Origin of the sequence: Streptomyces sp. NPDC047525 (assembly GCF_040643025.1) — a bacterium.
Classification (GTDB): domain Bacteria; phylum Actinomycetota; class Actinomycetes; order Streptomycetales; family Streptomycetaceae; genus Streptomyces; species Streptomyces durmitorensis.
Genome location: NZ_JBEYTL010000023.1, coordinates 16,199 through 30,060, shown reverse-complemented (window position 1 = coordinate 30,060; position 13,862 = coordinate 16,199). Strand labels below are relative to the sequence as shown.

Below are 13,862 nucleotides of genomic sequence, written 5' to 3'. Positions count from 1 at the left end.
ATCCGTCGGTCAGCTCTGACCAAGCACCGTCAAGAGATCGTCGTTATAGAAGTCATCCAGAGAGCACGCGCCTGACACCGTCGAGAAATAACGGTCGATCAACTCCTGGTGACCGGCGAGCTTCCGCAGCATCCCCGCCTGCTCCTCGGGCTGGAGCTCGGCCACGTTGAGCGCGCCCTGATAGAGATTGAAGAACTTCTCACCCAGGTCTTCCTCGTAGCGCCGCAGCGCCACGTCGAGCGCGGCGCCGTCGTGCAGTCGCTCCCCGATGTGCCCGGTGAGCGACTGGGCCTGGATGAAGGCATCGGTGATACCACGGGCGGTGATGGAGTCCTTGTGGTGCACCGCGTCACCCAGCAGCACCCACCCGGGCCCGAAGGCCTTGCGGAAGAAGTTCTCCTGATGGCCCGTGCCGTACATCTGCTCCACGCGCCTGCCTGCCGACATCCGCTCGTACACCTCGGGCGCCGTCGTACGGACGGCCGCGAGGTAGGCGGATTCCACCGCGGTACGGACCTCGCGGAACTCGCTCTGCGGAAAGTAGGCCATGATCAGCGTGAGGTCGTCGTTCGTCGGAGCCAGGCCGATCCAGCGCCCCTGCCGTTCGTACAGCTCGAAGTGCGCGGGAACCCCGGCCCAGTAGCTGTAATAGGTGCAGGTCATCCGCGGGTGCTCGACGACGGTCCGGGCACCGGCCTTCCGGGCCACCAGCGAGCGCATGCCGTCCGCGCCGACGACCAGGCCTGCCCACTCCGTCGCCTCGGCACCCCCGGGCGTGGTGTACCGCACCCCGACGACCCGGTCGTCCTCGTAGACCAGGTCGGTGACCGCGCAGGACTCCCGGAACTCCACGCCGGCCGCCACAGCACCGTTCGCGAGAACCGGGTCGAGCACGAACCGCCTCGGCGCGTACGTGGTCCGGTGACCGTCGACCGGCAGGGAAAAGCCGTCCAGCCGAACTCCGGGCGCCTCATAACTCTGATGGTTGATCGGCTGGCAGCCCGCGTCGCGGAGCCTGTCCAGCAGCCCCCACCGGTCGAGCAGCGCCACGCCCGGCTGATGGATGTAATGCGAGGACAGCGCATCCTGCGGGAACCGTGCCTTCTCCAGGAGCAGCACCCGATACCCCTGCCGGGCGAACAGCATGGCCGCAGGCGAACCCGCACAGCGGGCGCCTATGACAATTACGTCGTACATGGCCCTCGCTCACTCTTGAGATACCGCACCCTGGGATTCGATGTACGCAGAAATCGACGCCACCGTCGGATTGAGGAACATCTGGTCCATCGGGACTTCGACGTCCAGTTCCTCGATGAAAGCCCCTTGAATTCTTGTCATGATCAAGGACTGGCCGCCAAGAGCGAAGAAGTTGTCGTCCATTGCTATGTCATTTCGCTGGAGTTCCCGACACCAAATGGCGTGCACTCCGTCGACAAGCATCGCAGTCCTCCCGTTGGCCATCAAGGATGGTCGGCTCTGCCGACATGCCGGTTCCCGAGCTCCGTGACCAGTGCGGCGCGGTCCACTTTTCCGTGCGGACTCAGCGGAATCCGCGGGATTCTGAGAAACCTGGCCGGCACCATGTTCCGCGGCAGCGCCTCAAGAAGTCCGGCGCGCACGTCGCTCTCGTCGAGGCCACTGCCCGCCGGGACGATGAATGCGATCAGCTCGGCCTCGCCAGAATCGCTTTCCCCGGGCACCACGGCGGCCTGCCGGACACCGGTCAGTCTGCAGAGCGCGCGCTCGATGTCGGTGGGATCGATACGCATCCCCCGCACCTTCACCTGCCCGTCCATGCGGCCGACGACGACGAGTTGCCCGGACTCGGTGACGTAACCGAGGTCACCCGTGCGGTACAGCCTGCGCAACTCGCCATCGACCAGGATCGTCGTGAACCGCTCGAGCTCGAGTCCGGTGCCGCCGAGGTAGCCCGCGCCGACGCCCGTCCCGGAGATGCAGATCTCGCCGTACTCCCCCACCCCGACGTCGCGCGTCAGCTCGTCCAGGATGTGAATTTCGGTGTTGTAGACCGGCCTGCCGACCGGGGCGATGTCGTGCTCGCCGGGCCGGGTGTCGGCGAGGTCGTACGACGACGCGACATCCGTGCACTCGGCGACGCCGTACTGGTGCAGGAGAGTGCACGTGTTCTCCTCACGCCCACCCCACTCCGCGATCCTTTCGATGTGCAGTGGTTCCCCGCCGAAGAGCACGTAGTCCAGCCGGCTGAGGGCGTCGCCACCACGGGCGGTCTCCCAGTCCACCAGCACGTACAGCGTGCTCGACGCGCAGTGCACGGTGTGTATCTCGTGCTCATTCAGCAAGCGATACGCCATCGCGGCATCGAAGTTGCGGCTCGCCATCAGGTACTGGGTAGCACCACAGAACAACGGCAGCATCAGGCTGCGCTGGGAGAGATCGAACCCGAACGCGCTGACGACCAGGTTGCTGGACCCAGGGTGCAGGCGGTACTCGATCTGCAGCCAGTTCAGCAAGTTGAACCAGCCCTCGTGCCGCACCCCGGCGAGTTTCGGCGTACCGGTCGACCCGGAGGTGAAGACCGCGTAGCACACGTCGTCCCCGGTGACCGGGACGTCGGGAGCAGTCGCCGGGAGGCCTTCAAGGTGGTCGGAAAGCCGTTCAGGGGCGACCACTTCGACCGCCGCCGACTCGATCAGCCCGGCCGTTGCCGGGGAGGCCACGACCAGGGCCAGACCGGGGGTCTGCTGCTGCAGCAGGCGGAGTCTCGCCGCCGGATAAGCCGGGTCGAACGGCACGTAGGCCGCGCCTGCTTTCAGCGTGCCGAGGATGACGACGACCAGGTCGACCGAATAGTCAAGACAGAGACCGACCTTGGCGCCTCGGCCGTGTCCGCGCGCGATGAGGAAGTGCGCGAACCGATTGGCCGCGGCGTCCAGTTCCGCGTAGGTCAACTGCTCTCCGGCGCAGCTGACGGCAACGGCGTCCGGGGCGGCCCGGGCGCATGCCTCGAACCGCGCGTGGACGACAGGCGTCGGCGGCAGAGCGACCCGCTTTCCCCGGAGAATCATCAACTAACTCCGATAAGTACTGCTCCGGTGGACGACAAGCGGGCCGCCCCGGTGCGATGGGCGAAGAATTGTGCGCGCTCAGCGTTTTTCAGTCCGCCGCCATGGCCTCACGCAGGCTCTTCGGCCGCAGGTCGGTCCAGTTCTGCTCGACGTACTCCAGGCACTCGGCCCTGGACGCCTCGCCGAAGACCACCCGCCAGCCGGCGGGCACTTCGGTGAACACCGGCCACAGGGAGTGCTGCTCCTCGTCGTTGACCACGACGTAGAAGCTGCCGTTCTCGTCGTCGAAGGGGTTCGTGCTCACTGCCACCGTCCTTAACATTCACGGAGTGACTCGGGATGGAATACGGAGAGGACTCGGTCGAGAGAGACTGACGCCAGGGCCGGGCAGGTGCACGGTCGGCATTGTCCTGCCGACGGGACACCCGGCATCCGCGCCTATCCTGGGAATGCCAACGTCACTGCCAAAGACGCTAGGACTCGACCGGCATTGCCGCAAGGGCGGGCGGAATCCCTTAACTCCGGGCCGTCTTCCCGCACCCGCGTCTGTTCAGGCCTGTGCCACCATGACGGCCGCGAAGTCACCCCTGAACCTGGATCCAGTCTTGACCTGACCGGAAAGCCCCACCCGATCACCCACGACCAGGCAGACATAGGAGACCTCGCCACCGGAATCCGCCCCGTACGCCAGCAGAATCGCCCGACGAATAGCGCCTGACGAATAGCGCCTGACGAAATGTCATCGATTCGCTCCACCGATAGCTGCTCGGTGGGTCCAGACCGAATGGGCCTGCTCAATTTCGGTCTCAACAAACTTCTCCCGCCAAGGTGGTCAAGCGCACGCGGGGAAGCTCCTCGCCGTGGGCCCTCCGTCACCGTGACTGTGCGGGAGGAACCATCCAGTGGAGGCCGTCCATGGAGGAGACCAGTCCGTTCGGGAACATCGGCTGCTCGTGCTCGTCGCCACCCATGAGCGCCGTGGCCTGCACCTGCGTCTGTTGTTCCATCATTTCGCCCATGAACGGCGACTGGAACAGCGAGAGGTTCTCGTCCTGGGCGGACTGGCTCTGGTTGGCCTCGACCACATTCCGCAGTTCACGGGCCGTCCCGCCGATCCGTGCCCGGGCGGACTGCCGGTTGGCGAACGCCGTGTCCAAGGAGGCGACTCCACCGACCAGTTCCACGAAGGCTTCCAGCTCGGAGTCGGCGGCTTTGGTGACCTGCTTCGCCTGCCAGTAGTAGGACTGCTCATCGGCGTGCAGGTTGTAGAACGACATCAGGAACTCGTAGAACAAGCCGTACTCACGGCGGTACCGTGACTCGAACTCCGCGAAACAGGACTTCTCGTCGATCCCACCCGCCAGTACCGTGTTGATCGAACGGGCGGCCAAGAGGCCGCTGTAGGTGGCCAGGTGGACCCCTGAGGAGAACACCGGATCGACAAAGCACGCGGCATCCCCGACCAGGACCATACCGTCGCCCCAGAATCGCGTGTTGAGGTACGAATAGTCCTTGCGGACCCGCACCTGACCGTACACACCCTCGGTGACTCGGGCCGCTTCCGCGAGCAGGTCGCGGATTCCTGGCGCCTTGTCGATCAGCCGCAACAGGGCCTGCTCATGGTCACCCTGTATCTGGTGCGCGGATTCGTGGTTGATCACCACACCGACGCTGGTGAGCGTGTCGGACAGCGGAATGTACCAGAACCATCCGTCCTCGAATGCCTCGGAGAAGATGTTTCCCGGCGAACTGGGCAGACGTTTACCGCCGTTGAAGTACCCGAACACGGCGACATTGCGGAAGAAGTCGGAATAAACTCGCTTCGCACCGGAGCCGGAATAAATTCGGCTCTTGTTGCCGGACGCGTCCACGACGTACTTGGCCCGCACTTCTCTCTGCCGTCCGTCCTGCGGATCCATGTACTGGACGCCTGCGACCCGTCCGTCCTCTTTGACCACGTCGAGGACCGCACACCCCTCCCGCACGTCGACCCCGACCTTGGCGGCGTTCTTGAGGAGGATGTGGTCGAACTTCATCCGCTCGACCTGGAAGGCGTATGAGGTGGGCCCGGCCAAGTGGGGCGAGACGGAGAAGAAGAAGGTCCAGGGCTCCGGATCGGCTCCCCAGCGGAATGTGCCACCCAACTTGCGGGTGAATCCGGCCCGTTCTACCTCTTCGTCCACACCCAGCATCCGACAGATTCCGTGCGCCGTCGCGGGCAGCAGTGACTCGCCGATCTGATAGCGCGGGAAGAATTCCTTCTCCAGCAGCAGAACTCGGTGCCCCTGCATCGCGACGAAAGAGGCTGCGGTCGATCCCCCGGGACCACCACCGACCACGATGACATCGAACTCCTCAGCTGCATTCACTGTCGCCTCCTCAAGCATGAACTCACGATGGTGCTACGAGCGGATGGCCGAGAGGTATCCGACCTTACCGATGACGTCCGCGCTGTACAGACGCGACCACTTGCGGAATGTCCGTGCCACCACCCGGAGTTTGGGAGACGGGGGCTTGTGGCGCGATTGCAAGTCAGCTGCCGCGAGACCTTAAGGGCCGAGGACCACGAGAGCGATTCCGTCAGGCCAGGCGTTTCATGAGGTCGGCCAATGCGCGGTGTTGGGTGCTCGGTCGGCTGCTGAACGAGCATTGCACTCGATCGCGGACCTCGCTGCTCTGTTCCTGGCTGAGTTTGAACATTCCCTCGGCGCCGGTCACGTGGAGACGGAAGGCGCCGACCCCCGGCAGGATCTGACGGAAGTAGCCGATCGACTCGGTCATGTCCCAGTCACTGCCGAACCGGGCCTCGTAGGCGCGCACCGTGGCCATGAGCACATCGAGTGTTTCCTCGCCGGAATCGATCTTCTCGATGGTGCCGCGCATGTGAATCGAGGTGAAGTTCCATGTCGGTGCGGCCGGTGTGTATGCGTAGACGGTCGGTGTGACATAGCCGTGCGGCCCGTTGAACGTCAGCAGCGCGGCGTTGCCGTCCTCCAGCGCCGCCCAGTGCGGGTTCATCCGGTTCAGATGGCACAGCAGGACGCTGCCGGACAGGTCGGCCGACTCGGTGGCGAACGCTTCCGGGATCGCTGCGAGGTGGGTGGCGAACGGGACCTCTCCCAGGGGGCCATTACTGGACAGCAGCGCCAGCGGGTTGTTCACGACGATCTCGGTCATCCAGGTGTTGTCGGGCGGACGGTAGAAACTGGGCACGAACATCGGAGTCTCCCTGGGCTGGTCGGGGCAGGGTTCGTCGTCAAGGCCGGAGCGCGAACAGAACCGCGCGGCGGTGTCTCACCCTCGCCGGGCCCGGCCGAACCAGGTGGTGAGGGCGGTCTGGAGCGCGGACGCGTCGGGCGCGCTGCCAGTGGCGGTCGCCCAGGCGAGGTGGCCGTCGGGGCGGATGAGGAGGGCGGCGGGAGCGGGGATCTCGCCGATGCCCGGGACGGTCCAGTAGTCGTGCTCACTGCGCGCCTCGACGAGATCGACGCGATCTCCCCAGCCCTCGGCGGCCGCCGCCACCTCGGCACTGCCGCGCAGGTCGAGCAGTACGGGGCGGGCGGCATGCAGCAACTCGTAGACGCGGGTGGTGTCGTGGGGTGTCTTGAGGTCGGCGTCGGGGACGCGCCGTCCCGTCAGCGGGTGGTCGCCGTCGACCGGGTACCGGATGTCCAGGGCGGTGAGCATACTGCGCAGATACCGGTTGACGTCGTCGAACAGGATGAGTGAGCCGAACACGTCGCGCAGCGCGTCGGCCTGTGCACCAGGGCGGGCCAAGGCCGACTGTGCACGGGTGTTGTGCAGCACGCGCTCCGCGACCGGGTGGCGCTCGGCGTGATAGCTGTCCAGCAGACTCTCCGGCGCATGGCCGCGCACGACCGCGGCCAGCTTCCAGCCGAGGTTGACCGCATCCTGCACGCCCACATTCAGCCCTTGCCCGCCGGCCGGGTAGTGGATGTGCGCGGCGTCGCCCGCGAGCAGCACCCGCCCCTCCCGGTACTTGGCGGCCTGCCGTGCGGCGTCACCGAACCGGGAGACCCACCGCGGGCTGTGCATGCCATAGTCCGTGCCCGCGAGTCTGATCAGTGACTCCCGGAGCTGCTCGAACGTCGCGGGTTCGTCACGGTCCGCGACGTGGTCGTATTCGGACGTGATCAACCGGAACCAGCCCGGTTCCAGGGCATACACCGAGAAGTGACCCTCCGGGCAGCGCCGCAGGAAGATGTAGTCCTCGGGCAGATCAGGGAGTTCTACGTCACCCAGCAACGCGGTCATCGACGCCGGAGTGCCGGGGAAGTCGGTGCCCGACAGCTTGCGCACCGTGCTGCGTCCGCCGTCGCAGCCCACGAGGTAGCGGGCGCGCAGTTTCGCGGGTGCCGCCTCCGCCGTACCCAGCTCGACCGTCACGCCTGTTTCGTCCTGGTGGATCCCGCTGACCTCGGACGACCAGCGCACCAACACGCCGAGCTCGGCGGCCCACTCCTCCAACAGCCTCTCGATGGTGGACTGCAGGATCGTCAGCGGATAAGGATGCCTGGACTCGGACTCGTCGAAGTCCAGCCAGAGTCCGGAGAAGTGGCCCACCGACTGCAGCTCACCGAGCGCCAGGAAGCGGTCAAGGACTCCGCGTTGGTCCAGCACCTCCAGGGTGCGGGCGTGCATCCCGCCGGCCCGCGACTCACGAGTCCGCTGTGCGAGCCGGTCGAGGATCACTACGTCGACGCCTGCCAGCCGCAGCTCACAGGCGAGCATCAGGCCCGTCGGCCCGGCGCCCGCGATCACGACGTCCGCATCCATGACGGTGTCTCCCACCACGTGCCCCTCCCACTGTGCCTCTCATTTCATGCACGGGTTGATTTCAAGATCATGGCTCGCCATTCACTTCAGTCGCATACAGGCCCGGCGGGCAATGGGAATTCAGCGATTCTGCAGGCCTTTCGGCACTGGCGGTCGAATCCTACGGCTGCCCTGCACGGCCATCACCGCCCCAAGTGCCTCCGCCTGCCGGATGTCCCGGCGACAAGACAGCGACGAGCGACGAAGTTCCGGCGGGCCTGCGGCCGCCTCGGTGTGGTCCACGGGACAGGGCGAGTTTTCCACCGGCACGTCGTCGCCCGCGCGGCCGCGATCAGCTCTTCACGGTGCCTTCGCGCAGCCGGTCGATCATGTGCCGCGTCGACTCGATCGGGCTCTCCTCCGGAAGGTCGCGGGACCCTCGCGGCAGCGCCGCGTTGAGCGCGGCCACCTTGTCGTTCCACTCGTCCTGCCCGGCGAAGGGGATCGTCTCGTTCTCCTGGTAGTCGGGGAACCGGCGGTATGTGTTCAGACCGTTGGTGTCGGATCCGCGTACCAGCAGTGGGTCGAGGTAGACCCCTTCACTCCGGATCCGCGTGGTCGTCGAGATATAGCCGATGTCGAGGCCGCACCGTCGCTTGGCGGAGGTATTCGCCTCCGAGTAGTGCAGCAGGTGGGGGTGGTGAATCGAGACGTCGCCCGGCTTGAGTTCGATGTTCACGATTCCGGACTTCTCCGCCCACTCTCGAACCAGGTCCTCGTCGGAGGTTGAGAACAGCATATTGGGCTCGTCCGTGCGGGCCGACGGCTTGTGCAGCGGCAATCGGTGACTGCCCGGGATCATCCGCAGGCAGCCGTTCTCCGAGCTGCTTTCATCGACGGCCAGCCACACCGTCAGCGCCTCCATCGGCTCAAGCGCCCAGTATGTGCCGTCCTGGTGCCACAGCACGGGCTGTCCGTCGTACGGAGGCTTGCAGATGTAGTGGGCGGTGAAGCATGCCAGGTCCGAGCCGAGGAAGAACTCCGCGATGTCCACCAGCCGCGGGTCCGAGACCAGACGTACCCAGAAGGCGTCATTGCGGATCAGCGGGTGGTGGAAGTGTTCGGGACGCAGATCCGGATACTTCTCGGTGAGCCAGTCGACGTGGCGGCGAACTTCGTCCAGTACTTCCGATGGCAGGACGCCGGGGATGATGGAGAAGCCATGCTCGGCGTATTCCGCCGCAGCTTTCCTCAGAACGCCATCGCCAAGCGTGTTCATGCGTCAGCTCCTTCTTATGTGCCAGGTGCTTGGCCGGTTGCCCCTCACCAATCGAACGTCTCTCCCTGGATCCGCTTCTCGATGCAGTACGTACGGTAGGCACGCGCCTTCGCGACCATCTCATCGTTCCCGGTACGCCGCACGGCCTCCACGTACCAGTCGAACACCTCCGTGGCATGTGCGTTCCGCTTGAAGTGGAGTTCGGCGAATCGGCGGAAGCCCGACCGCATGGTCGCGGGGGTCAGCTGCCGGCAGGAGTCCAGGATTTCTTCGAGTTCCGCCTCGGTAGGCTTGAGCCGCTCCATTATGCGGACCGGCTCGGTCGCCGGAATGTCGCTGCGGATCGCGACCGGCTCATCGGCTCCAGAAAAGTCGAGACAGAGGGAGAGCCTGGCAGTTCCGGACGTGCTTCCTACCGAATGAGGATCGGTCGTGTGTATCTTCCACACCTCGCCACGGCGGAGGTGATAGACGATGTCATTCTCAGAATGGAGAGATTCTTCGCTGGTGCGCAGCGGGATCTGCAGCCTGGTTCCTGGTTCATCGAATTCGAGAAAATCCACATGCGGGGCCATGACGCCGTCGCGGAGGCTGAAGATGCGGACCCACTGCAACCGGTCAAGGGAGAAATGATCGGTCACCAGGGACATGATGTTCGGCAGTTCCCGACCCAGTTCGGTGAGGGTGAGACGGTCACCGTGGGGGCGGAAGGCGACGTCGGATTCGGCGCCAGTGCCGTTCGCCAGCACATGGCACGACCACGCCCCGAAGGTGAGGGCGTCGAACTCGCCTTTGTACTCATGGTTGTCCACGACGGACAACTCGGAATCCAGGTCGTACGAGTCGATGGGCAGCACGGTGAGCCGTTGCGATTTCAGCAAGGAAATCCCCTTCAACGCATGATGGCCGGAACCGCTATAACGCATATGGCCGTTACTTCAAGCCGTCACCGTAATTCCCCCGGGATCCCGTGGCAATGGCCACGTGGCCGGCGGGCCCCCGGCCCCGGCCCCGGCCCCACTATGCCGACAGCACGGTGAACGGTGACATCGGCCGTGCGGCCGGGGCAGGATCGGAGCAGTCACTCCTGTCCCGTCGGCGAGACAACCGGTGCGTGGCAACGCGTTCGAGCCGTCTCACCGTCGGGACTGAGGTAAGGGCAAACCTGGCAATGGAGTTGAGACTTCCGGTGTCACTCGTGCATGAGATCTCGGGGCTGTGGGGCGAATACCTCAGCTGCGACACGGTCGGGTCTGATGACGACTTCTTCGCACTCGGCGGCAATTCACTGATCGGGATAAAGATCATCGAACGAGTGTCCCAGGAGTACGGCGTCGAACTGTCCGTTCGCGCCTTCTACTTGGCACAGACCCCGGCTCGGGTTGCCGAGCTGATCGAGCACGAACTGACCGAGCAGGGGAGGACGCGGGCGTGAGTTCGACGCCAAGGACGCCCCTCTCCCACCGTCACCCGGGCTCCGGCGCCCGGGTAAGTGCGGAAGAAGGCGGGATTTGAGGGAACAGGCGGCGTCAGGAGGACCGATGAGCACTCTGCCCGCTGCGCAGACATCCTCCGTACCCCCAGAGTCAAGCCGTGCGGAGGTGGCGTCCAGGCTCGCCTTGTCGGCACGCACGGCGCCGGGACTCGCGGCATTCGAGCACGTCCTGAGGGAGACGCGCGAACGCGTCTACACCGTCACCGAGACAGTGCCGCTGGACCGGCTGACCGGCTGGCGCTTCGACGAGAACACCGGCTTCATCGCCCACGAGAGCGGCCGCTACTTCTCCGTCGAAGGCCTCCAGGTGGATACGCAGAGCCCACCGGCGGGGTGGGGACAGCCCATCATCAACCAGCCCGAGACCGGCATCCTGGGATTCCTCGTCAAGAAGTCCGACGGGATCCTGCGCTTCCTCACGCAACTCAAGGCGGAGCCGGGAAATCGCAATGGCCTCCAGCTCTCCCCCACCGTTCAGGCGACCAAGAGCAACTACACGGGCGTCCACGGCGGGCGGCACGTGCCGTATCTGGAGTACTTCCAGGACCCCGCGCGGCGACGGGTCATCGCCGATGTACGACAGTCCGAGCAAGGGTCGAGGTTCCTACGCAAGCGGAACCGGAACATGATCGTGGAAACCCAGGAATCCGTCGAGGCGCGGGACGGTTTCGTATGGCTCACACTCGGGCAGCTGCACGAGCTGCTGGCCATCGATGACCTGGTGAACATGGATACCCGGTCCGTGCTCGCCTGCCTTCCCTTCGAAGACCGTGCTCCTTCCCCCGGGAACGAGCTGCACCCGCTGGAGGACGTCCTTAGCTGGATCACCGAGGCCAGGACGCGCTCCGATATGCGCGTACGCTCCGTGCGGCTGGACGCGCTCGAGGACTGGGAGTTCACCGGCGGCAGCATCGGCCACCGGACCGGGCGGCACTTCGACGTGATCGGCGTGCGGGTGGAAGCGGTTGGCCGGGAGGTGGGTCTGTGGTGCCAGCCCATGATCCAAAACCGCGCCCCCGGGCTGCTGGCGCTCCTCGTCACGCGCGTGCACGGCCTCCTGCACGTACTCATGCAGGTGCGGACGGAGCCGGGGCTGGTGGACGCGGCGGAGCTGGCGCCCACGGTGCAGTGCACGCCCGACGACTTCGATCCGCTGCCGCCCGGGGAGCGGCCGCTCTTCCTCGACCTGGTGCAGAACGCCCGGGCCGACCGCATCTGGTTCGACACCACGCTGTCCGACGAGGGCGGGCGCTTCTACCACAGCGGAAGCCGGCACCTCGTGGTCGAGACCGGGTGGCTGCCGGAGCCGCCGGAGTTCCGCTGGCTGACTCTTGGGCAGCTTGAAGAGCTGACCCGGCACAGCCACTACCTGAACATGCAGGCCCGGAGCGCGCTGGCCTGTCTGCGTTCGCTGATCCACGGAGGCGACTTGTGAGCACCTTGAAGGGTGACGCCCAGCTGTATTCACGGTTGGGCCGTACCGCGCTGCAGGTCAGCCGTGTCTGTCTGGGCACGGTGAACTTCGGGGGACGGGTCGATGAGCCCGAGGCACAGGAGCTGATGAACCACGCGGTCGACAGCGGGATCAACTTCATCGACACCGCGAACATGTACGGCTGGCGCGAGTACAAGGGTTACACGGAGGAGGTCATCGGCAGATGGTTCGCCTCCCGCCCCCCGCTCCGCGACCAAGTGGTGCTGGCCACCAAGGTGGGCAACCCCATGAGCGAAGGCCCCAACGAGCAGGGGCTGTCCGCGCGACACATCGTCGCCGCCTGCGAGGCGTCGCTGCGCCGTCTCGGCACCGAGTGGATCGACCTGTACCAGATGCACACCGTAGACAGGGACGCCGGCTGGGACGAGGTCTGGCAGGCAATGGAGCTGCTGGTTCAGCAGGGCAAGGTGCGCTACGTCGGCTCGTCCAACTTCGCCGGCTGGGACCTCGCTGCGGCGCAGGAGGCGGCAAAGGCGCGGCACTTCCTGGGCGTGGTGTCGGAGCAGTGCCTGTACAACCTCGCCGTGCGCTATCCGGAGCTGGATCTGCTCCCCGCGGCACGCGCGTACGGAGTGGCAGTGCTGCCCTGGTCCCCCCTGCACGGCGGCCTGTTGAGCGGTGTGCTGCGCAAGACTGTCGAAGGCCGTGCGGTCAAGTCGGGGCAGGGGCGGTCCGCGGCGGCGCTGGAGCAGATGCGCGGCACGATCGAGCGGTACGAGCGGCTGTGCGGGGACTTCGGACGTGACCCGGCGGAGGTCGGCCTCGCCTGGGTGATGTCCCGACCCGGAGTGACGTCGACGGTCATCGGTCCGCGCACGGCCGACCACATCAAGAGCGCGCTGCACGCGCTGGAATCGCCCCTGTCCGACGAGGAGACGGCCCGCCTGGAGGAGTTGTTCCCGCCAGTCGGCAACGGCGAGGCGGCCCCGGACGCGTGGCTCACCTGACCCTGCTGAACCGGCACACCGCAGAGCTGGAGGAGAACACCCATGTCAGACCCCCGGCACAAGGACCCCAACGTCCTGCCACACGAGTCGCAACAGGAACGGTCCGCGCGGGAGCGTCTGGCCAAGCTGATGTCCGACACGCCCATCCCGCCCGTTTACCTGATCGACCACCTCGGCATCTACATGCGCCGGCACCAAGTGGCGGACCTGCTGTCCATGGACGCGCTCTACCGGCTGAGCCGTGACGTGCCGGGGACGATGATGGAGTTCGGCGTGCTGCACGGCCGCCATCTGGCCGCGCTGACCGCGCTGCGCGGCATCCACGAGCCGTACAACGCGACGCGGCAGATCGTCGGCTTCGACACGTTCACGGGATTTCCCGACATCGCGGAGGTGGACCGGGTCAGTCCGAGCGCGGTGCAGGGCAGGTTCGCCACCGAGGAAGGCTTCGTGGAGCATCTGCGCGAGGTGCTCGCCTGCCACGAGGCCGTCGAACCGCTCGGTCACTTCCAGCGCACCTTCGTCGTTCCGGGCGATGTGCGGGAGACGCTGCCGGAGTACCTGGCGGAGAACCCGCACACAGTCGTGGCGCTGGCCTACTTCGACCTGGACCTCTACGAGCCGACACGCGATGTCCTGGAGCTGCTGCGGCCTCAGCTGGTGCGCGGCAGCATCCTCGCGTTCGACGAGCTGGCGCACCCCAAGTGGCCGGGTGAGACGGTCGCCCTGCGGGAAACGCTGGGTCTGGACCGCGGGGACCTGCGCTGGCTGGACATCCCGGGGCGCGAGGCGCCTATCGGCTTTCTGCGCTGGGAGGGCTGAG

Annotated in this window: 13 protein-coding genes; 4 read left to right on the top strand and 9 right to left on the bottom strand. The window is 66.0% G+C overall.

Annotation, left to right across the window (positions count from 1 at the left end):
* Nucleotides 1–9: 9 nt before the first annotated feature.
* From ABZ833_RS40500 to ABZ833_RS40460, 9 genes are all read right to left on the bottom strand, one after another.
* Nucleotides 10–1,197, bottom strand: coding sequence for an NAD(P)/FAD-dependent oxidoreductase (locus tag ABZ833_RS40500; protein ID WP_361058099.1), 1,188 nt, complete (start codon nt 1,195–1,197; stop codon nt 10–12).
* A 9-nt stretch (nt 1,198–1,206) separates the two neighbouring features.
* Entirely contained in the window at nt 1,207–1,440 is a 234-nt protein-coding gene (locus tag ABZ833_RS40495; protein WP_361058097.1) for a phosphopantetheine-binding protein, read from the bottom strand.
* 20 nt (nt 1,441–1,460) lie between these two features.
* Entirely contained in the window at nt 1,461–3,047 is a 1,587-nt protein-coding gene (locus tag ABZ833_RS40490; RefSeq protein WP_361058095.1) for an amino acid adenylation domain-containing protein, read from the bottom strand.
* 88 nt (nt 3,048–3,135) lie between these two features.
* Nucleotides 3,136–3,351: an MbtH family protein gene (locus ABZ833_RS40485; protein WP_361058093.1), complete on the bottom strand. Its 216-nt coding sequence runs from the start codon at nt 3,349–3,351 to the stop codon at nt 3,136–3,138.
* 568 nt (nt 3,352–3,919) lie between these two features.
* Nucleotides 3,920–5,434, bottom strand: coding sequence for a tryptophan 7-halogenase (locus ABZ833_RS40480; protein WP_361058090.1), 1,515 nt, complete (start codon nt 5,432–5,434; stop codon nt 3,920–3,922).
* Between the two features lie 193 nt (nt 5,435–5,627).
* On the bottom strand, nt 5,628–6,266 hold the full coding sequence (locus tag ABZ833_RS40475; RefSeq protein ID WP_361058088.1) for an FMN-binding negative transcriptional regulator: 639 nt from the start codon (nt 6,264–6,266) through the stop codon (nt 5,628–5,630).
* A 75-nt stretch (nt 6,267–6,341) separates the two neighbouring features.
* Nucleotides 6,342–7,862 carry an FAD-dependent monooxygenase gene (locus tag ABZ833_RS40470; protein WP_361058086.1) on the bottom strand — a complete coding sequence of 507 codons (1,521 nt, stop codon included), beginning with the start codon at nt 7,860–7,862 and terminating at the stop codon, nt 6,342–6,344.
* 313 nt (nt 7,863–8,175) lie between these two features.
* Nucleotides 8,176–9,102: a phytanoyl-CoA dioxygenase family protein gene (locus tag ABZ833_RS40465; RefSeq protein WP_361058084.1), complete on the bottom strand. Its 927-nt coding sequence runs from the start codon at nt 9,100–9,102 to the stop codon at nt 8,176–8,178.
* A gap of 44 nt (nt 9,103–9,146) precedes the next feature.
* Complete coding sequence (locus ABZ833_RS40460; protein WP_361058082.1) at nt 9,147–9,983, bottom strand: putative nonproteinogenic amino acid hydroxylase; 837 nt, start codon at nt 9,981–9,983, stop codon at nt 9,147–9,149.
* Nucleotides 9,984–10,300: 317 nt separating this feature from the next.
* On the opposite strand from ABZ833_RS40460, the gene ABZ833_RS40455 reads away from it, so the two are divergent.
* From ABZ833_RS40455 to ABZ833_RS40440, 4 genes are all read left to right on the top strand, one after another.
* Nucleotides 10,301–10,537, top strand: a complete 237-nt coding sequence (locus ABZ833_RS40455) for a phosphopantetheine-binding protein (protein WP_361058080.1) — start codon at nt 10,301–10,303, stop codon at nt 10,535–10,537.
* Nucleotides 10,538–10,721: 184 nt separating this feature from the next.
* A complete protein-coding gene (locus ABZ833_RS40450) occupies nt 10,722–12,032 on the top strand; it encodes an NDP-hexose 2,3-dehydratase family protein (protein ID WP_361058078.1) in 1,311 nt (436 codons plus the stop codon).
* Nucleotides 12,033–12,037: 5 nt separating this feature from the next.
* A complete protein-coding gene (locus ABZ833_RS40445; RefSeq protein WP_361058176.1) occupies nt 12,038–13,039 on the top strand; it encodes an aldo/keto reductase in 1,002 nt (333 codons plus the stop codon).
* Between the two features lie 42 nt (nt 13,040–13,081).
* The gene (locus ABZ833_RS40440; RefSeq protein ID WP_361058076.1) at nt 13,082–13,861 is read left to right on the top strand and encodes a TylF/MycF/NovP-related O-methyltransferase; all 780 of its coding nucleotides are present in this window, start codon (nt 13,082–13,084) and stop codon (nt 13,859–13,861) included.
* Nucleotide 13,862: the final 1 nt, after the last annotated feature.